Consider the following 17,547-nt stretch of genomic DNA (forward strand, 5'->3'; position numbering starts at 1 on the left):
AGTCCAGAACCTTCCCCTGCTCCGCCCAGAAACTCACCGGATCCTCAACAGAACGACGGTACATCTCGTCGTAGGTCTGCGCATTAATATGGGCCCGAGAGGCAAAGTCCTCTGATGGGGCGGTCATTTTGGTGCTGTCGTCTGACATTTCGCCTCCCAATAGTCGAAATTATGGACCCGTCGATCACAACAGGTCTCCTCCTCACAAAAATGTTTACACCCTTTGTTGTGAAAATTCTTGTAACTTGCTGCGCTCGCTCGGTTTATTTGTAAATACATTCACCGATTTTTCGGGATTTTTGTAAAATTATTTTACAGTTCCAGTAAATTCCAGCATTAACAGAGGGTTAGAAAATGCTGCAGTGCGAATATTTGATGCGTCAGTTCTGGTATTTGTGAAACTTTCTTTTTCAAAAGCATAAATTTGTCCATTTGGTTCAACAGGGTGCAGGTGCAGCACCTCAAAAAGCCGACTCAGGCAGTTTGGCTGACATAAATTTTCGGGCCAAATCTGCGCGGCATGCTGTTTGCGCAACCAGTTTCGGGGGCGACTGAGCGAAAAAATGCCGCCTCGAGAGGCGGCATCTTCGGATTTTGGGGAACTGCGGCGTTGGGAACGCTCACTCCAGAAGCGCGGCGATCCGTTCCGGTTGTTTATAGTAGTCGGACAGGGCAACGTTATAGAGCGTACCGTCTTTTTCCATGATGAGCACCGGCACACCGGACAGGCCGTATTGCCGCATCATTTGTTCAGTGGAACGGGCCATGTCGCGCGCGGGCTCCTCTGCCGTGGAGAGCGGTGCGTCGACGCCGAACTCTTCGCGCAGGATGGATTCCATATGAGCGGCATCTTGAGCGGACCGACCGTCTTCCCAGCGCGCTTTTTGCAAACGGCGCGCAAGGGCCATCTCGGATTTGGCGCCTTTCCCGTGTACGAGGGCTGCGGCCTGTGCCGTCAGGGTCGAGTCGAGTAACTCATCGGGCGCGCGCAGGACGTTCTCGCGGTAGGCGTCGGAAAACGGCTGGCCCGACAGAGCCTCGGCGCGGGCGTCATATTGTTCGATCATGCGGCCAAGCCCGTCGCCCATCCTCTGCGCTTGGTCCGCAGCAAACAGGAGGCGGTGGCGCATCTCGACTTCGCCACCTGCCTCGATGAGGGCGGTGATCACGGGCGCGCCCGCGTAGCACCAGCCGCAATAGGTGTCATAGAGATAGGTGAAGCGCGGAGCGTTGGTGGTCTCGGTCATATCAGGCGTCCAGATGAAGCGTCATGTAGCGTGCGCGCGCGCCGCGCTCGATGGCCGCCCCATGCAGGCGGTTGATGTTTAGTTCATACCGGATTTCTTCGAGCAGGCGCAGTTCGGCTTCGCCGGTGTGCCCGTCGGCCGCCGCCACGTCACAGGCCAATGCATAGGCCGTCTCATGCAGGTAATCCGGCAGGTTGTCACGGATCAGGCCAAACAGAGCGTCGAGGCCGTCCTCTTCCGCGAACAGGTCGAAAACGGTCGAGGACACGATTTTGATTCGGTCCGGATCGTAGTCCGCGAAGATGGGCAGATGGTTGACGATATTCTCGATGGTTACGAGTTCCGCAGTCCGGATGTTCTCATCGGACAGGGATTGCGCGATCATCACGGCAACAAGACAGTCCTGAGGGGTCAGGGAGTGGGGAATTCCGTTCATTTTATTGATTTCTCGTAGGGCAAGTTTCCTCAAACAATATTGACGTAAGTGGGTAGGAGCAATAGGAAGCGGGCTTTGCGGGATGGACCCGTGCGAGATAAGGATTGCTTGATCATGACTGACCTGCGTGACGCTGGTATGAGCTCTAAAGCCTGGCCTTTCGAAGAGGCTCGGAAGGTTCTCAAACGGTATGAGCAATCGAAGGACAAGAAGGGCTATGTGCTCTTTGAAACGGGTTACGGTCCGTCGGGTCTTCCGCACATCGGGACGTTTGGTGAAGTGCTCCGCACGACGATGATCCGTCGCGCGTTCGAGGTGATCTCCGACATCCCGACCCGCCTGATCTGTTTCTCTGACGACATGGACGGGATGCGCAAAATTCCGGGGAATGTGCCGAACCAAGAGCGTCTCGCCGAGGACATCCAGAAGCCGCTGACCTCGGTCTACGATCCGTTCGAAGAGTTCGAGAGCTTTGGCCACCACAACAACGCCATGCTCCGCCGCTTCCTCGACACCTTCGGGTTCGAGTATGAATTCTATTCGGCGACCGAGTTCTACAAGTCCGGTCAGTTCGACGAAGTGCTGAAGCGCGCGGTCGACAAATACGATGACGTGATGAAGGTCATGCTCAAAAGCTTGCGTGACGAGCGTGCGGCGACCTATTCCATCTTTCTCCCGATCCATCCGGAGACGGGCCGTGTGCTCTATGTCCCGATGAAGTCGGTGAACAAGGACGATTACACGATCACCTTTGACGACGAAGACGGCCGCGAATGGACCCTGCCTGTGACCGGCGGCAACGTGAAGCTACAGTGGAAGCCGGACTTTGGCGCCCGCTGGGCGGCGCTTGGCGTGGATTTCGAGATGTATGGCAAAGACCACTCGACCAACACGCCGATCTACGATCGCATCTGTGAAATCCTCGGCGGCAAGAAGCCGGAGCACTTCACCTACGAGCTGTTCCTCGACGACAAGGGCCAGAAAATCTCGAAATCCTCGGGCAATGGTCTGACGATCGACGAGTGGCTGACCTATGCCTCGACCGAGAGCCTCAGCTACTTCATGTATCAAAAGCCGAAGACTGCGAAGCGGATGTACTTCGACGTGATCCCGCGGGCGATGGACGAGTATCACCAACAGCTCCGCGCCTATCCGACGCAGGATGCGACGCAGCAGGCAAACAACCCTGTGTTCCACATCCACGGCGAAAATGTTCCGGCGTCCGATATGGTTGTGCCGTTCACGATGCTTCTGAACCTCGCCTCTGTGGCCGGTGCGGAAGAGAAGGAGCAGCTTTGGGGCTTTATCCAGCGTTACGCACCGGATGCGTCGCCGGAGCACAACCCGCAGCTCGACGCCGCTGCAGGATACGCCGTGCGCTACTACAACGACTTCGTGAAGCCGGAGAAAACCTTCCGCGCGCCGACCGATCAGGAACGCGCAGCGATGGAAGATCTCAAGGCCGCTTTCGGGTCTGCCGAGGTTGCGCTCGACCAGATCGCGAAAAAGAACGCGGCTATGGGCAACGACGAGGCGCTGCCGGAGGCCGATTTCGCAGATGGCGATTTCCTCCAGTCCATCGTGTTTGCGGTTGGTAAAAACCACGGGTTCGAAAACCTGCGCGAGTGGTTCAAGGCGCTCTACGAAGTGCTCCTCGGCCAATCCCAAGGTCCGCGTTTCGGGTCTTTCGCCGCGCTCTATGGTGTCGAAGAAACCATCGGCCTGCTGGACAAAGGGCTCAAGGGCGAACTGGCCTGAGCCAATGCTCTGACCCAAGAATGAGAGGCGGTCTTCGGGCCGCCTTTTTCTATGGGCGCGCTCAAAGTGATCCGAAACCACATGTTTTCGCGTATCCTCTCATACAGGAGGTGCGTCATGTCTGCTCTCAAGTCACTTATTTTCGTCACGGCTCTTTGGGCCGCGCCCTTGGCGGCGGACCCGTTGGAAGACGTGATTTCCGATCAACTGGCGGAGTTCCGAGAAGGCGATGTGCTCGGGGCGTGGAGTCATGCCAGCCCGAACATTCGGGAGTTCTTCGGCACCCCTGACACCTTCGCGCATGTGGTCGAAAATGGATATGAGACGATTTGGTCCAACACATCCGCGCGCTTCATGGGGCGTGAGGAGACGGGCGGCCGTGTGCAGCAGACTGTGGTTGTCGAAGGGCAAAGCGGCCGCATCGAGGCCTATGTGTATTACATGATCGAAACTGAAGACGGCTGGAAGATCGACGGGGTCGAACCAACCGCGCTCCCCGACATAGCCGTCTGATCAACACCCCGGGGCGTTGCGTCCGACCGTGCCTCTGCGCACGGTCACTTAAGCCCATCCTTATCCCCTCAAGATACACCCTCTCACATCTCGGGTCACGTGCAGGCTCTGCGTCGGGCAGGGCCGTGCACCGGTTTCATGGATGCGAAAGGGGTTCGGATGAACAAGGCAGTCACTGACGGGTTGGCGCTCATGCCGCCAGCGTTTGAATTTGGTCTGGACGTGTGGTCCAGCGAAGACGGAACATCCGGTTCCGCGACCTATGACGGGGCGGCGAACGCGGCACTCGTCTCGGCGGATGCCGATTTTGGTGGGTGCCTTGAGCTCGTTAAAAACGACACGGAAACGAAGCTCCGCTACATGGGCGAAACGCCTCTGCTTCCCGGGATGTATCTGCGCATCACGGCGCGGGTGAAGGCGATTTCCGGCAACTTGCCCTCCGTGCGGATTGCGGGCTGGGCGGGAAATGCGTCGAACGCGCATGTCTCCGGTCTCACGGAAATCGGGTCTGAGGTGGCGCTGTCCTCCTATGGCGAGGTGGTCGAAGTGTCCGCGATCGTCGGCTCCGGCACGCGCGGAGGTGTCGACATGCCGTGGGGCCTTACGCCGATCTACGGCCATTTCGGGATCGATCTCACGGGGTCCAATGGCGGCACGGTGCGGATTGATGACATCGTGATCGAGGATGTCTCGTCCTTCTTCTTGCGTGACAGCACGGGGATCATCGACGTTCGCGATTACGGTGCGATTGGCGATGGCGTGTCGGATGACGCCGCCGCGTTCGATGCGGCGAATGATGCCGCGAATGGCCGCACGGTTTTGGTTCCGGAGGGCACCTATTATCTCGGCAGCACCACGACCTTTAACACCGATGTGCGATTTGACGGGACGGTGACGATGCCATCCGGTGCGCGTTTGGTGCTGCGCAACAATTTCGAACTGAACAGCTACAAAGACGCGTTCGGCGACGAGGTCGAGGGCCTCAAACGCGGTATTCAGGCGCTGTTCAACTTTACGGACCACGAGAGCCTCGATCTCTGCGGGCGGCGCGTGGAACTCACTGAACCGCTCGATATCGCTGCGATCACGGGCAAGAGCACGCTCGAGGTGCGTCGTCTTCTGAAGAACGGCCAGCTCAACGCGGAATCGTCGAGCGCATGGGACACCGAGGAAGTCACCTCCACCGCGAGCTATTCCGCCAACAACCAACGTGAACTCACCAATGTTGCCAATATCGCCAACATTCAGGTCGGGAGTCTCGTGACCGGCAACGGAGTCGGGCGCGAGGTCTATGTGCGGGCCGTCGATGTCGCCACAGAGACGGTCACGCTCAACCAACCGCTCTATGGCGCGAATTCGACGCAGAGCTACACGTTCAAACGTTTCAAATACATTCTCGACTTCTCGGGCATGTCCAAGTGTTCCCAGTTCCAACTCTTCCAGTTGGAATTTCTCTGTGATGGCCATTGCTCCGCCGTGATGCTGCCGCCGTCGGGCAACAACTTCCGCATCGCGGATTGCGCGATCAAATCGCCGAAGGATCGTGGCGTGACGTCCATCGGGGGCGGGTGTCAGGACCTGCATATCGACCGGACGGCGTTTGTGTCGAACGAACAAAGCTGGCCCGTCGTCGATCGCACTTCGATTGCGTTCAACATCAACGCCAACGACGGCAAAATCCGCGACAACCGGTTCCAGCGCTTCGGCCACACGGGGATCATCTATGGCAACGGCCACCTGATCACCGGCAACCACTGGTTTCAGGGTGATAACGAAACGGCGAGCCCGCGCTCGGCGGGTTTGGTGTTCACCTACGCCAATGCGAAGTCGATCATCACCGGCAACTACATTGATAACGCCTTCATCGAGATGACGAACGAGCACGACGCGGAGCCTGACTTTGGGTCCGAGTATGCGTTTGGCGGGCTCACCATCACGGGCAATATCTTCACCGTCAACGACAGTACGACGGATTTCGCATTCATTGTGGTGACGCCCTATGGCACAGATCACTACATTCAGGGCCTCTCGGTTCAGAACAACGTGTTCAAATCGCTCAACGGCAAAATCGACCGCATCGAGAAGGTCGACACGACCTTCGCGGACCTCGACTACAGCCTGATGCGCAATGTCACCTTTGCCGGAAATACGTTCAACGGCATTGACCAGAACACGATTAACCCGTGTTCGCTCGAGTTCACGCAGGACACGGCTGCGACCAATTGGGTACTTGATCCGTCGGGCTATTTGCCGTTCGGAGGATGGGCGCGTGTGGTGGAGAGCCTCGTTGTCCGAAACGGCCTGACGAACGCCTACGGGAACGATGTTTTCGCGACGCCCTATGCGACGGTGAATTACGGCGCCGAGTCCAATCAGGTTCGACTGACCTTCCCCGAACCTGTCCAAGGTAAGATTCAGATGGTCGCGCGGGTCGATCGCCCGCTCTGACGTGATATGTTTGTAACGAGTGCAGCCGGGTGCGAAAGTGCCCGGCTTTTTTTCGTTCAGGGCCGGAGATCGTCGGCGGTGAGGTGATAGGCCTTCCCGAACCCGCCATTGAGATCGGCGCTCAGCGGTGTGAAGCGCACGAAGGTGAAATCCGCGAAATCCACATAAAGCTGCGCCTTCGGGTGATGTGTGAGCCACGCGTCGCGATAGGCGGTGTGGTCGTCAGACACTCGCTCGATGAAGGCGGCCTCGGCACTCACAGATAGGCGCGGAAAGGCCAGCGGGTCGCCCTTTTGCGGCGCTTCGCCGAGGAGGAGGCCGACACGCGCGTCTTCTTTCAATGCGCGGGTATGGGCCGATAGAGAAGAGATGAGCGTCAGCCAGCTTCCATCATGACCGAGGCCGAAGGCAACCCGCGTCACAGTCGGCATGCCTGTGTCCGGCGCAATGAACGCGAGGGATGCAATCCGTGCGTCACGGACGAGCGCCCCTGCGAGGGCGCGCGCGTCGTCGTCTGTGGGGCGGATAGGCGAGGTTGGTTTCTCTGTCATGGGGCGAGATTAGCGTCGCGGTCGCGGCATGCAAGAACTGCGGCGTTGCGACGCTCATTGAATTCCGTGCTGGCTATGACGCTAACATTTCGTGTTATGATTGGGTTAGCGGATCTGTCTAGGGAGGAGACAAAGATGCAAGTCACCAAAAATTCCGGCCACCAAACCGTCATCACCACGTTCGAGACCACACCTGGTATGGCGCATGATCTCATGGACGCGTTGCAGGCAGCCTATGCTGAAGTGGTCTCTACGTTTCCGGGCTTTATCTCGGCCGCGCTGCATATCAATGACGCGCAGACGCGGATCGCGAACTATTCCCAATGGGAAAAGCGTGAAGATTACCAAGCCATGTTGCGCTCTGACGAGATGCGGCGCCGGAACAGAGAAATCAACGGGATGTGCAAGAATTTCGAACCCGTGATGTATGAAGTGGAGGGGATTTATTGAAACGAAAAGCTATTACGGCGGCCGCGATCATGTGTGCGGCCGCATCCGGGGCGGCGTTTGCCGATCCCGTCGGAATTACACCGAACATGATGGCGGCGACGATTGAGACGCCATCCGGACCGATTGAAATCTCGCGCATTCAGGACAACGCCAACACCCTGAGCGGCGACTGGGCGCTCACTTCGCGGCCCTGCCCGAATTTCTGCATTCAGCCGATGACACCGGCGGAGGGCGTGACCACCATTGGAGAGCTTGAACTCATCGCGATGTTGCAGGACCCGAACGCGATGGTGCTCGACAGCCGCGTGAAACCGGACTTTGACGGGGGAGCCATCCCGGGGGCGATCCACATGCCCTACACGGAGGCTGCCGACCGTCTCGGAGAGCTTGGGTGTGAGCCGGATTTCGAGGGCTTCATCTGCGAGGGGGACGACATCAAAACCGTCGCGCTCTATTGCAACGGGCCGTGGTGCGGGCAATCCCCGACCGCCGCGCGCCGGATGATCGAGGCGGGATTTCCGGCCGAGAAAATCCACTATTACCGTGGCGGGATGCAGGTCTGGCGGATGCTGGGTTTGAGCGTTACGGGGGAGTAAATCGCGCGAAACGACGTATCGGCAGTAGCTTGCCTGATCGCCTCACATTGCTGCGCCGCGTCGGGACTCTCGGCGCGGTTTCGCTATGCTAAGGGCTTCGGTGCGCGTGAGGCACAAAGACTGCCAAGAAATGCCAAAGCGCGCCCGCCACAGGTTTTGGGGAGGAAAACCAATGGGAAAAGCCAGCTTTGCACGCGTGACCCCGTATCAGTTGAAACCAGGCATGCGCGACGTCGCCACGAAAAAGATCAATGGCATGAAGGGCCAGATCATGGCGCTTCATGGGATGCAAAGGTTTCTGAACGTCGTGAATTCGGACAACAGCGGCTATATCGTCGCGGTTCTCGACAGCGAAGAAGCCTCGAATAGGAACATGGCGAAGGTTCGTGAAATCTGGGGGTCCATGGCAGATTGCCTGCAAGAAATGCCGACCCCCATGGGTTATGACGTCGTGCTAGAATGGGAAAACTGATCGGCGATCCGAACGGCATCTGAACTTTTCTTGGGAACCCGAGCGCATCTCGCTGCGTTTGGTCATGAGTGCTGCATGTGCAAACAATGACCGGATCGCGAGGCCAGCCCAAGTTTTGACCTTTCAGGAGTTCTTATCCCAAGCCGAAGCCTTCGTCAGAAGGCTCGACTACTTCTTCGTGGATGTGGCGGTCGTTGTTGCGGCCGTCCTCGTCGGGTTGGCTGTCAATTGGGGTCTTCGCGCCATCATCAGGCGCGCCTTTTCCGACCGCTCTCACGTCGCGCGGGTCACGATGCGCCAGGCGCTTGTGCCGATGCGGCTCATGGCGGTGTTTCTGTCGCTGATGATCGTGCTGCCGCTCGTGTCGTTGCCCTCTGCGTGGCTCGCCAATATCCGGCACGGGATGGGGATCATTTTCATCCTCACGCTCGGCTGGGCGACCTATATCGTCGCGAACCATTTCACCTCCCGAGCGATGAGCCGCTATGCGACCGACGACGAGGAAAACCTGACCGCGCGCAAGACGCTCACCCAATTGCGGGTGCTGCGGCAGGTGTTGTTCTTCACGATCTTCCTGTTCACGGCGGGCGGCATTCTCCTCACCTTCCCCGGCGTGCGGGAGATCGGAACGGGTCTCTTTGCCTCCGCCGGTGTCGCCGGTCTCGTGATCGGTATCGCGGCGCGGCCCGTGCTCTCGAACGTCTTCGCCGGCATCCAGATCGCGCTCACCCAGCCCATCCGCATCAACGATGTGGTGATTGTCGAGGGCGAATGGGGTTGGATCGAAGAGATCACGGCCACCTATGTTGTCATCCGCATCTGGGACTGGCGCAGGCTCGTGGTGCCGCTCACCTACTTCATTGAAAACCCGTTCGAGAACTGGACCCGCGACAGCACCAACGTCATCGGCGCGGTCATGTGGCGCGTGGACTACACCGCCCCGATTGATGCGATCCGCTCAAAAGTGAAAGAGTTCGTCGAGGAGAGCGACTATTGGGACGGGCAGGTGGTGAACCTGCAAGTCGTTGACAGCGCGTCGGACGTGGTCGAATTGCGGGGCCTGATGTCCGCGCGGACGTCGCCGAGGTTGTGGGAGTTGCGCTGCGAAGTGCGGGAGAAACTCCTGACGTGGCTCCAAGGCGCGCATCCGCACGCACTGCCACGGACACGGGCGAGCTTCGAGATCAAGGGCGAGACCCCGAGCGGGGGTGGCCCGTTCGGGAAGGGGCTAGCGGCGGAGTGAGATTGAGCGCAGCCCTATCCATCAAACCCCGCGCCTGACCCTAGGGGTGGGGGAGTGAAACGCGCCCTCCCCTGGGGGGAGGGTTAGGCGCATGCCCAAATCAGAGATTTGGGCAATTAAGATCGAGGTGTGTACGGAAGTGAAGACAGTCTCTGTTCCATGTTGAGCTTCTGCTCACCTGCGCTGAATGGTGTGAGCAGATGTCTGAGCCAGCGAATACAATCCACTCGATGTCTTATGTCGATGAGGATTAGGCTGTGCATGGTCAATTCATCTGATCTTGCTAAAAAATCTTCTATTTTCTTTAGCTTTTCCATGTCGTCTGAATGGAAGAGGAGAGAGTAAAACGCTGTATCTAATAGTTCTTGAGCACTGAAGCCGCTCCATGTCACGACGCCGGGTGCTGTATTCCACGTCGCACGCAGTCTTCTTGTCAGATCAATTACATCAGGATAGGCAAAGTGTCGGTCAATTTTATTGGCTACACGCTTGAATTGTGTCTGGTCCGTTAATTCAAAAACTCGAAAATCTAAATAGAGCCCCTTAATTCTATGAATATTTGGTTCTAGCCCCTCAGCATGAAGCGAGGCACCATTCTGATGAATGACTAATTTGCTTAGATCATACTGTCGCTCCAAATCATCCCAGTTTTCCTCAAAACGGCAGGCGCGTCTGTAAAAAATACTGAAAGTGTCGCTAGTGCTTTGTTCTAGTGGAAGACTAGGGTCACGGACGGATTGTTGTGATTTCACTTCTTCCGCCCCCGTCCAGCCTTACCACCCCGCATCCCCGGTCTCCCAGCCGTCGACCGTCCACTCTTCGCCTTTGCATCCGCCACCGCATCGTCCACCGCTGACTGACGCGCGAGCGGGTCGTCGTGGAGGACCAGATCGACGGTTTCGAGGCGTTTGATTTCGTCGCGGAGGCGGGCGGCTTCTTCGAATTCCAAATTCTCGGCGGCGACGCGCATGTCGGTTTTGAGGCCTTCCAAAACGGCCTGCAAATTCTGACCTGCCGCCGGTCGGTCGATGGTGGCGGTGACGCGGTTCATGTCGACGTCGCCTTGGTAGAGGCCGGCGAGGATGTCGTCGACGTTCTTTTTCACGGTCTGCGGCGTGATGCCGTGTTCTTCGTTGTAGGCCATCTGGCGGGCGCGGCGGCGGTCGGTTTCGTCCATGGCGCGTTGCATGGAGCCTGTGATCTTGTCGGCGTAGAGGATCACGCGGCCTTCGGCGTTCCGCGCGGCGCGGCCGATGGTCTGGATGAGAGAGGTTTCCGAGCGCAGGAAGCCCTCTTTGTCCGCGTCGAGAATGGCGACGAGGCCGCACTCGGGGATGTCGAGACCCTCGCGCAAGAGGTTGATCCCGATGAGCACGTCAAACGCGCCGAGGCGCAGGTCGCGCAGAATTTCGATGCGTTCGATGGTGTCAATGTCGGAGTGCATGTAGCGCACGCGGACGCCCTGTTCGTGGAGGTATTCGGTGAGGTCCTCGGCCATGCGCTTGGTCAGCGTGGTGACGAGGACACGGCGACCGATCTCTGCCATCTTCTTGGCTTCGTCCAGAAGGTCGTCGACCTGCGTGTCCACGGGGCGGATTTCCACGACGGGGTCGAGGAGGCCGGTGGGGCGGATGATCTGTTCGACAAAAACGCCGCCCGTCTGCTCCATCTCCCATTTCGCGGGGGTGGCGGAGACGAAGACGGATTGCGGGCGCATGGCGTCCCATTCCTCGAACTTGAGCGGGCGGTTGTCCATGCAGGACGGCAGGCGGAAGCCGTGCTCCGCCAGTGTCGATTTGCGCCGGAAGTCGCCCCGATACATCCCGCCGATCTGCGGCACAGAGACGTGGCTCTCGTCGGCGAATACGATTGCGTTGTCGGGGATGAATTCAAAGAGGGTGGGCGGCGGCTCGCCCGGGGCGCGGCCGGTGAGGTAGCGGGAATAGTTCTCGATCCCGTTGCAGAAGCCCGAGGCCTCCAGCATCTCAAGGTCGAAATTCGTGCGCTGCTCAAGGCGTTGCGCCTCTAGCAATTTGCCCTCATCGGTGAATTTGATGAGTTGTTGTTTCAGCTCCGCCTTGATCCCGTTGATCGCCTGTTTGATCGTCGGTTTCGGCGTCACATAGTGCGAATTCGCGTAGACGCGGACCTGTTCTAGCGTGTCGGTTTTTTTGCCCGTCAGCGGATCAAATTCGGTGATGCTCTCAAGCTCTTCGCCAAAGAACGACAGCTTCCACGCGCGGTCCTCCATGTGTGCGGGCCAAATCTCGAGACTGTCGCCCCGCACGCGGAAGGAGCCACGGTCAAATCCGGTGTCATTGCGGCGGTATTGGAGTTCGACCAGTTGGCCCATGAGTTCGCGCTGGTCGTAGTCCTGCCCCATCATCAGGTCGATGGTCATCGCCATGTAGAGCTCGGGCGAGCCGAGGCCGTAGATACAGGAGACGGAGGCCACGATGATCACGTCGTCGCGTTCGAGCAGAGAGCGCGTCGCGGCGTGGCGCATGCGGTCGATCTGTTCGTTAATCTGGCTTTCCTTCTCGATAAAGGTGTCCGAGCGCGGGACATAGGCCTCCGGCTGATAGTAGTCGTAATAGGAGACGAAATATTCGACGGCGTTCTCGGGGAAGAAGCCTTTGAACTCCCCGTAAAGCTGCGCGGCGAGCGTTTTGTTCGGGGCGAGGATAATCGCCGGACGCTGGGTCTGTTCGATCACCTTCGCCATGGTGAAGGTCTTGCCCGTGCCGGTCGCGCCGAGAAGGACCTGATCGGTTTCGCCTGCTTCAATCGCCTCCGACAATTCCTTGATCGCCGTCGGCTGGTCGCCCGACGGTTCAAACTCGCTATGCATGACAAACTTCTTGCCGCCCTCGAGCTTGGGGCGGTTCTTCAGATCTTTCGGGGGATCGGTCATCATCAGCGGGTCCATGGGAGCTCCTTGAGTCGCACCGCTCTTAAATTGTCCCTTTTTGTTCTCATATCAAGTTTTCGGGGAAGCCTGTGCGATGGTTAATGGGTGTTTACCACTAATGCGTGCGATTATGAGGTATATACAACTTTAGCGATAATACTTCTTGCCAGAACATTACCTTCGTGGCTAACTAAACGGGCAAGCAGCAATAACTGTCCGATAGCCAGTGCTCCCCCCCCCAATGACTCTAAGTCAGCACAGGCGGTCGGACAGTTTCGCTGTGCATTCCCTTAGCATCCTGCAGGAACTGACCTCGAACCAACCCGAGAGTGCCGCGAAACACTTGAAACCCTGCGCAGAAACGGGGATAACGCCTCAAGGCAAAAAGGAGTCACTCGATGCGCGCTCGTATCTACCAGCCCGCCCGCAACGCCATGCAGTCTGGCCAGGGCAAAACAAAGCATTGGCTTCTCGATTTCGCACCGGCCAAAAGCCGCGATATCGACCCGCTCATGGGCTGGACCTCGTCCAAGGACACCCAGACCCAGGTTCGTATGACCTTTGACAGCAAAGAGCAGGCGATTGCCTATGCTGAACAGAAGGGCCTCGACTACGTCGTGCAAGAACCGCACAACCGCCAGCACAACGTGCGCCCCGGTGGCTACGGCGAAAACTTTGCGACCAACAGACGCGCTCCCTGGACTCACTGAGCCGGATTGCTTTCTAAAGACTTCAAGCGCCGGTATGTTCCGGCGCTTTTTTGACCTCGGGCATCAATGCCTGATACGTGCGGTCCCTTAGCTCAACTGGATAGAGCAGCTGACTTCTAATCAGCAGGTTTGGGGTTCGAGTCCTCAAGGGATCGCCACTTTCTCTCTCAATGAAATCGTGCTTCGATGCTGCAAGCTGTTGTTTGCGGGCTGGCTCCGAGTTGGCGTATGCTGAAACGGCTGTGGTCTCGAGACGGGAGGAACAATCGTGACCGATATCGCATCTCAGGCGGATCAGATTTTCGAGCAGGTTCAGCAGGCTCCGAAAGGTGGCATACGTCGCTTGATTGCGCTCGTGGGGGCGCCGGCGTCTGGTAAATCCACCTTGGCGGAGGCGGTGGCGGAGCGTTTGACGGCGCAGGGTGATGAGGCCTGTGTGGTGCCGATGGACGGGTTTCACCTCGATGATCGTATTCTGACAGAGCGTGGTCTCTTGGCCCGCAAGGGCGCGGCTGAGACGTTCGACTCGAAGGGGTTTGTGCGACTGATCAAGGCGCTCGGCGAGGGTGGAGAAGTCATCTACCCGATCTTTGACCGCTCACGTGAGATCGCGATTGCGGGTGCGGGTGTGGTGCCGGAGAGCTGTCAGAGTGTCGTGGTGGAGGGAAACTACCTCCTTCTTGACGCGCCGGTGTGGCGAGACTTGGCGCAGCTTTGGGATTTCACGATTTTCCTCGACGTCCCGACGGAGACGCTTCGCGCGCGGTTGATGGAGCGCTGGCTTGGCCACGGCTACACAGTCGAAGAGGCAAAGAGGAAGGCCGAGGGGAACGATCTCCTCAATGCCGAGGTCGTCCTCAAGAACAGTCTGAAGGCGGACTTTTACGCCCGCCTCTAAGGTTTTAGAGCATAGAGCCCGTATCCACGAAGCGCTGGTGCCAGCTCAGTGCCTCGCGCAAATCATGCGGGGCATGGCCGCCGAAGGAGCTCTTCTTCGCGCGCTCAAAATAGTCGCGGAGTTGGTCGCGATAGGCCGGATGCGCGCAGTTGGCGATGATCTTTTCGGCCTTGTCCTTCGGGTCGAGGCCGCGCAGGTCGGCGAGGCCCTGTTCGGTGACGATCACCTGCACATCCTGATTGATATGGTCCACGTGGCTCGCCATCGGAACGATTGCGGAGATCGCGCCGCCTTTCGCCGTGGAGGGGGTCATAAAGATCGACAGGAACGCATTGCGGGCAAAGTCGCCGGAGCCACCGATCCCGTTCATGATGCGCGACCCCATGACGTGGGTGGAGTTCACATTGCCGTAGATGTCGGCTTCGATCAGGCCGTTCATGGCGACACAGCCGAGGCGGCGGACGAGTTCGGGGTGGTTGGAGATCTCCTGCGGGCGCAGGATCAGTTTGTCCCGATAGCGATGCGCCTCTGCGTTGAACCGCTCTGCAGCCTCGGGGGAGAGGGAGAATGCGGTGGCGGACGCCATGCGCAGTTTGCCCGCGTCGAGCATGTCGAGCATGCCGTCCTGGATCACTTCTGTGAAAGCGGTCATGTTCTCGAACGGGCTGTCGAGAAGACCTGCGAGCACGGCGTTCGTGACGTTGCCCACGCCGGATTGCAGCGGCAAGAGTTCCTTCGGCATGCGGCCCATCTTGAGTTCATGCGTCAGGAATTCGAGCAGGTGCCCCGCGATGTCGAGCGCGGTTTTGTCGGGCTTCGCGAAGGGCGCGTTCCGGTCCGGTGTGTCGGTCTCGACGATGGCAACGATTTTGGACGGGTCGACCTTGAAATGTGGCTGCCCGATGCGGTCGTCCGAATGCATGAGTGGGATCGGCACGCGCGCGGGGGGAAGTGCGGTGCCGTAGTAGATGTCATGCATCCCGTTGAGGTGCTCGCTCTGCCACGAATTGAGTTCGAGGATGATTTTGTCAGCGCACTCGAGCCATGTCTTGTTGTTGCCGATGGAGGACGACGGAATGAGGTCGCCTTCGGGCGTGATCCCCGAAATTTCGACAACGGCGGTGTCGAGTTTGCCGAGAAATCCCTGCCACGCCATCGGGGCGACTTGGGACAGGTGCATGTCGAAGTAGTTCATCTCGCCCTCGTTGATCTTCTCACGGGCGATCGGGTCGGAGTTGTAGGGCAGGCGGAAGTCGATGCCGTCCGCTTTTGCGAGAGCACCGTCCAGCTCCGGACCCGTGGAGGCGCCGGACCAGATCTTGATCCGGAAGGGATGGCCCGCCGCGTGTTCCTGCTCGATCCGCGCGGCGAGGGCGAGGGGCACCTCTTTGGGGTAGCCGGAGCCTGTGAAGCCGCTCATGCCGACGGTCGCGCCGTTGGTGACGAGCGCGGCGGCGTCCTGTGCGGACATGACTTTGGACTTTAGATGAGACGGAACTGGGCGATTGGACAAAAGAGACACTCCCGAAATGCGATGGCGGCGAACGGAGACTCAGGACGTAGCGCTCCCTTCGATGCGTTTCGGAATATGTATGTGCCCGCCAAGGGGGTGTTCTAGTCACAAGATCAGGAGGCAATCCCCTTGTGTGATTTTGCACAAAATTGGTGAATATAATTTGCAAAAATTATCACAATAAGAACCTTTGCAAAGGGCTTCGATGTCTATTTTGCAAAGAAAAACTGGCCCGCAGTGTTGCGGACCAGCGGTGTTCTAACGTTTGAGCTCTCAGGTCTCGATGCCACGCTCGACACGGAGGAATTGCTTCACGCGCGAGGTGTCATCGTGTTCCTTCGGAGCGCGCTCCACTTTGTCCCAAGTCGCAGAGCGTTTTTGGCTTTTCTCGACTTCGGTGTAGTGGGTCAGGCGCCCGTTGCCGGATGAGCTATGCGGTTTGTCTGTGATGTGGCGTGTCATGATTCCTCCTCCAATTGGATGATTAACATAACAGGTCTCGAAGATTTTGTCCGGGGGCCAGATCAAACCGGCGTCTTAGGGGCCCTGTGTTCCATGATTTCGATGCCATTGCCAGAGCACAACGCCCCCGATCAGCACAAAGCCGGTCGAGAGCAGGAATGGCGCCCCCGGCAGGAAAATCGGCGCGTCAGGAGCAGAGAAGTATGCAAAGGTTTTTGTCATCAGAAGCGGGCTCATGATTGTGGCGAGTGCGGCAATCGAGCTCGTGATCCCGTGCAATTCGCCCTGCTGATTGTCGGGTGTCGCGCGGCTCATCATCCCTTGTAGCGCAGGGGTCGAAATGGCCGAGAGACCGGACAAAACAGAGAGAATCCAGATCATTGCTACGGACTTTGTCAGTCCCAATCCGAGAAAGACTATAATATCGAGAGCGATGCCGCCCATGGCGACGAGATAGGGGCCAAAGCGTTTGACGACTGGCCCGACGAGAAGCGCCTGTGTGAGGGCCATCGTCGCGCCGAAGATGAAGAGGGTCAGGCCGATTGTTGCGGTGTCAAAGCCAAAGCGGGCCTCCGCATAAAAGGCCCACACCGCCGGATAGACGAAATAGGCCAGCTGATAGAGGCCAAAAACCGCCAGTAACCCCGCGAGGCCCTTAAGGCTTCCGATGGCTTTGAATGACGAAAACGGATTCGCGCGGCGGAGCGAGAAGGGACGCCGCTTTTCCACGCGGAGGCTTTCGGGCATGACGATCAGGCCGAACACCATGTTTAAGCCAGCGAAGGCGGCGGCGGCGTAAAACGGCGCGCGCGTATCAAACGTCGCGAGCAATCCGCCGATGACGGGGCCCATGGCGAAGCCAACGCCAAAAGCTGCGTGTAAGTATCCGAAATTGCGCTCTCGATCCTCTAGGTCGGAAATGTCCGCGATATAGGCTGCCGCGGTCGAGGGGGTCGCGGCGGTAAGGCCGGCAATCAAGCGCCCTGCGAGCAAGAGCCAGATTGTGTGAGCGACTGCCATGAACATGTAATCGATCATCATGAGAAATAGCGCGGAGAGCAGGATCGGCTTGCGTCCGTAGCGGTCCGACATATTTCCGACAATCGGTCCGAACAGGAACTGCATGGCCGCAAATCCTGTCGCGAGTACACCGCCCCAGATCGCTGCATCGGCGATCCCTTTTCCCGTTACCTCGCGGATCAGGGATGGCAGGACGGGAAAGATAAGACCAATTCCGATCGCGTCTATGAGAACGGTGGCAATAATGAAAAAGAGGGGCAGGTGGCGCGACATGAGAACCCTAAAGCAAAGCCTGTCCTTTGTGGCGCAGGGGGCGCCC

17 protein-coding genes and 1 tRNA gene are annotated in these 17,547 nt (G+C 58.3%); 10 read left to right on the top strand and 8 right to left on the bottom strand.

The window, feature by feature from the left end:
* Positions 1-620: 620 nt before the first annotated feature.
* Positions 621-1,247 (bottom strand): DsbA family protein, encoded by a 627-nt coding sequence (locus LA304_RS11640; RefSeq protein ID WP_224503329.1) that lies wholly within the window; start codon positions 1,245-1,247, stop codon positions 621-623.
* Position 1,248: 1 nt separating this feature from the next.
* On the bottom strand, positions 1,249-1,683 hold the full coding sequence (locus tag LA304_RS11645) for a tellurite resistance TerB family protein (RefSeq protein ID WP_224503330.1): 435 nt from the start codon (positions 1,681-1,683) through the stop codon (positions 1,249-1,251).
* Positions 1,684-1,797: 114 nt separating this feature from the next.
* Between LA304_RS11645 and LA304_RS11650 the strand changes: the two genes are divergently transcribed.
* The 3 genes from LA304_RS11650 (at position 1,798) to LA304_RS11660 (ending at position 6,402) form a co-directional block, all read left to right on the top strand.
* Positions 1,798-3,441: a lysine--tRNA ligase gene (locus tag LA304_RS11650; RefSeq protein ID WP_224503331.1), complete on the top strand. Its 1,644-nt coding sequence runs from the start codon at positions 1,798-1,800 to the stop codon at positions 3,439-3,441.
* 117 nt (positions 3,442-3,558) lie between these two features.
* Positions 3,559-3,954, top strand: coding sequence for a DUF4864 domain-containing protein (locus LA304_RS11655; RefSeq protein ID WP_224503332.1), 396 nt, complete (start codon positions 3,559-3,561; stop codon positions 3,952-3,954).
* Positions 3,955-4,113: 159 nt separating this feature from the next.
* Positions 4,114-6,402, top strand: coding sequence for a glycosyl hydrolase family 28-related protein (locus tag LA304_RS11660; protein WP_224503333.1), 2,289 nt, complete (start codon positions 4,114-4,116; stop codon positions 6,400-6,402).
* 56 nt (positions 6,403-6,458) lie between these two features.
* On the opposite strand, the gene LA304_RS11665 is transcribed toward LA304_RS11660, so the two are convergent.
* Positions 6,459-6,953 carry a HugZ family pyridoxamine 5'-phosphate oxidase gene (locus LA304_RS11665; RefSeq protein ID WP_224503334.1) on the bottom strand — a complete coding sequence of 165 codons (495 nt, stop codon included), beginning with the start codon at positions 6,951-6,953 and terminating at the stop codon, positions 6,459-6,461.
* A 135-nt stretch (positions 6,954-7,088) separates the two neighbouring features.
* Between LA304_RS11665 and LA304_RS11670 the strand changes: the two genes are divergently transcribed.
* The 4 genes from LA304_RS11670 to LA304_RS11685 all read left to right on the top strand — a co-directional run bounded on the left by LA304_RS11670 (position 7,089) and on the right by LA304_RS11685 (position 9,714).
* Positions 7,089-7,403: an antibiotic biosynthesis monooxygenase family protein gene (locus LA304_RS11670; RefSeq protein ID WP_224503335.1), complete on the top strand. Its 315-nt coding sequence runs from the start codon at positions 7,089-7,091 to the stop codon at positions 7,401-7,403.
* Between the two features lie 29 nt (positions 7,404-7,432).
* Entirely contained in the window at positions 7,433-7,999 is a 567-nt protein-coding gene (locus LA304_RS11675; RefSeq protein ID WP_224503408.1) for a rhodanese-like domain-containing protein, read from the top strand.
* Positions 8,000-8,171: 172 nt separating this feature from the next.
* The gene (locus LA304_RS11680) at positions 8,172-8,471 is read left to right on the top strand and encodes a hypothetical protein (RefSeq protein WP_224503336.1); all 300 of its coding nucleotides are present in this window, start codon (positions 8,172-8,174) and stop codon (positions 8,469-8,471) included.
* A gap of 64 nt (positions 8,472-8,535) precedes the next feature.
* Complete coding sequence (locus LA304_RS11685; RefSeq protein WP_224503337.1) at positions 8,536-9,714, top strand: mechanosensitive ion channel family protein; 1,179 nt, start codon at positions 8,536-8,538, stop codon at positions 9,712-9,714.
* 116 nt (positions 9,715-9,830) lie between these two features.
* On the opposite strand, the gene LA304_RS11690 is transcribed toward LA304_RS11685, so the two are convergent.
* Both LA304_RS11690 and uvrB read right to left on the bottom strand, forming a co-directional pair.
* Positions 9,831-10,466 (bottom strand): hypothetical protein, encoded by a 636-nt coding sequence (locus tag LA304_RS11690; RefSeq protein WP_224503338.1) that lies wholly within the window; start codon positions 10,464-10,466, stop codon positions 9,831-9,833.
* A complete protein-coding gene (gene uvrB / locus LA304_RS11695) occupies positions 10,463-12,643 on the bottom strand; it encodes an excinuclease ABC subunit UvrB (RefSeq protein ID WP_318010694.1) in 2,181 nt (726 codons plus the stop codon). The genes LA304_RS11690 and uvrB overlap by 4 nt, the downstream gene beginning before the upstream one ends.
* Before the next feature lie 380 nt (positions 12,644-13,023).
* Between uvrB and LA304_RS11700 the strand changes: the two genes are divergently transcribed.
* The 3 genes from LA304_RS11700 to LA304_RS11710 all read left to right on the top strand — a co-directional run bounded on the left by LA304_RS11700 (position 13,024) and on the right by LA304_RS11710 (position 14,233).
* Positions 13,024-13,335 (top strand): ETC complex I subunit, encoded by a 312-nt coding sequence (locus tag LA304_RS11700; protein WP_224503339.1) that lies wholly within the window; start codon positions 13,024-13,026, stop codon positions 13,333-13,335.
* Positions 13,336-13,416: 81 nt separating this feature from the next.
* Positions 13,417-13,493: transfer RNA gene (locus LA304_RS11705), tRNA-Arg, on the top strand.
* Between the two features lie 110 nt (positions 13,494-13,603).
* Positions 13,604-14,233, top strand: a complete 630-nt coding sequence (locus LA304_RS11710; protein WP_224503340.1) for a nucleoside/nucleotide kinase family protein — start codon at positions 13,604-13,606, stop codon at positions 14,231-14,233.
* 4 nt (positions 14,234-14,237) lie between these two features.
* On the opposite strand, the gene LA304_RS11715 is transcribed toward LA304_RS11710, so the two are convergent.
* The 3 genes from LA304_RS11715 to LA304_RS11725 all read right to left on the bottom strand — a co-directional run bounded on the left by LA304_RS11715 (position 14,238) and on the right by LA304_RS11725 (position 17,501).
* Complete coding sequence (locus LA304_RS11715) at positions 14,238-15,755, bottom strand: acetyl-CoA hydrolase/transferase family protein (RefSeq protein WP_318010695.1); 1,518 nt, start codon at positions 15,753-15,755, stop codon at positions 14,238-14,240.
* 264 nt (positions 15,756-16,019) lie between these two features.
* Positions 16,020-16,208 carry a hypothetical protein gene (locus LA304_RS11720; protein WP_224503342.1) on the bottom strand — a complete coding sequence of 63 codons (189 nt, stop codon included), beginning with the start codon at positions 16,206-16,208 and terminating at the stop codon, positions 16,020-16,022.
* 75 nt (positions 16,209-16,283) lie between these two features.
* On the bottom strand, positions 16,284-17,501 hold the full coding sequence (locus tag LA304_RS11725; RefSeq protein WP_224503343.1) for a TCR/Tet family MFS transporter: 1,218 nt from the start codon (positions 17,499-17,501) through the stop codon (positions 16,284-16,286).
* Positions 17,502-17,547 lie beyond the last annotated feature (46 nt).

It is taken from the genome of Celeribacter litoreus, from assembly GCF_020165855.1.
GTDB classification, from domain to species: Bacteria; Pseudomonadota; Alphaproteobacteria; order Rhodobacterales; family Rhodobacteraceae; genus Celeribacter; species Celeribacter litoreus.

Bases quoted from the DNA above. Each gene is read 5' to 3' on its own strand.
- LA304_RS11640 (WP_224503329.1), bottom strand. From the start codon at position 1,247: ATGACCGAGACCACCAACGCTCCGCGCTTCACCTATCTCTATGACACC.
- LA304_RS11645 (WP_224503330.1), bottom strand. From the start codon at position 1,683: ATGAACGGAATTCCCCACTCCCTGACCCCTCAGGACTGTCTTGTTGCC.
- LA304_RS11650 (WP_224503331.1), top strand. From the start codon at position 1,798: ATGACTGACCTGCGTGACGCTGGTATGAGCTCTAAAGCCTGGCCTTTC.
- LA304_RS11655 (WP_224503332.1), top strand. From the start codon at position 3,559: ATGTCTGCTCTCAAGTCACTTATTTTCGTCACGGCTCTTTGGGCCGCG.
- LA304_RS11660 (WP_224503333.1), top strand. From the start codon at position 4,114: ATGAACAAGGCAGTCACTGACGGGTTGGCGCTCATGCCGCCAGCGTTT.
- LA304_RS11665 (WP_224503334.1), bottom strand. From the start codon at position 6,953: ATGACAGAGAAACCAACCTCGCCTATCCGCCCCACAGACGACGACGCG.
- LA304_RS11670 (WP_224503335.1), top strand. From the start codon at position 7,089: ATGCAAGTCACCAAAAATTCCGGCCACCAAACCGTCATCACCACGTTC.
- LA304_RS11675 (WP_224503408.1), top strand. From the start codon at position 7,433: ATGTGTGCGGCCGCATCCGGGGCGGCGTTTGCCGATCCCGTCGGAATT.
- LA304_RS11680 (WP_224503336.1), top strand. From the start codon at position 8,172: ATGGGAAAAGCCAGCTTTGCACGCGTGACCCCGTATCAGTTGAAACCA.
- LA304_RS11685 (WP_224503337.1), top strand. From the start codon at position 8,536: ATGAGTGCTGCATGTGCAAACAATGACCGGATCGCGAGGCCAGCCCAA.
- uvrB (WP_318010694.1), bottom strand. From the start codon at position 12,643: ATGGACCCGCTGATGATGACCGATCCCCCGAAAGATCTGAAGAACCGC.
- LA304_RS11700 (WP_224503339.1), top strand. From the start codon at position 13,024: ATGCGCGCTCGTATCTACCAGCCCGCCCGCAACGCCATGCAGTCTGGC.
- LA304_RS11720 (WP_224503342.1), bottom strand. From the start codon at position 16,208: ATGACACGCCACATCACAGACAAACCGCATAGCTCATCCGGCAACGGG.
- LA304_RS11725 (WP_224503343.1), bottom strand. From the start codon at position 17,501: ATGTCGCGCCACCTGCCCCTCTTTTTCATTATTGCCACCGTTCTCATA.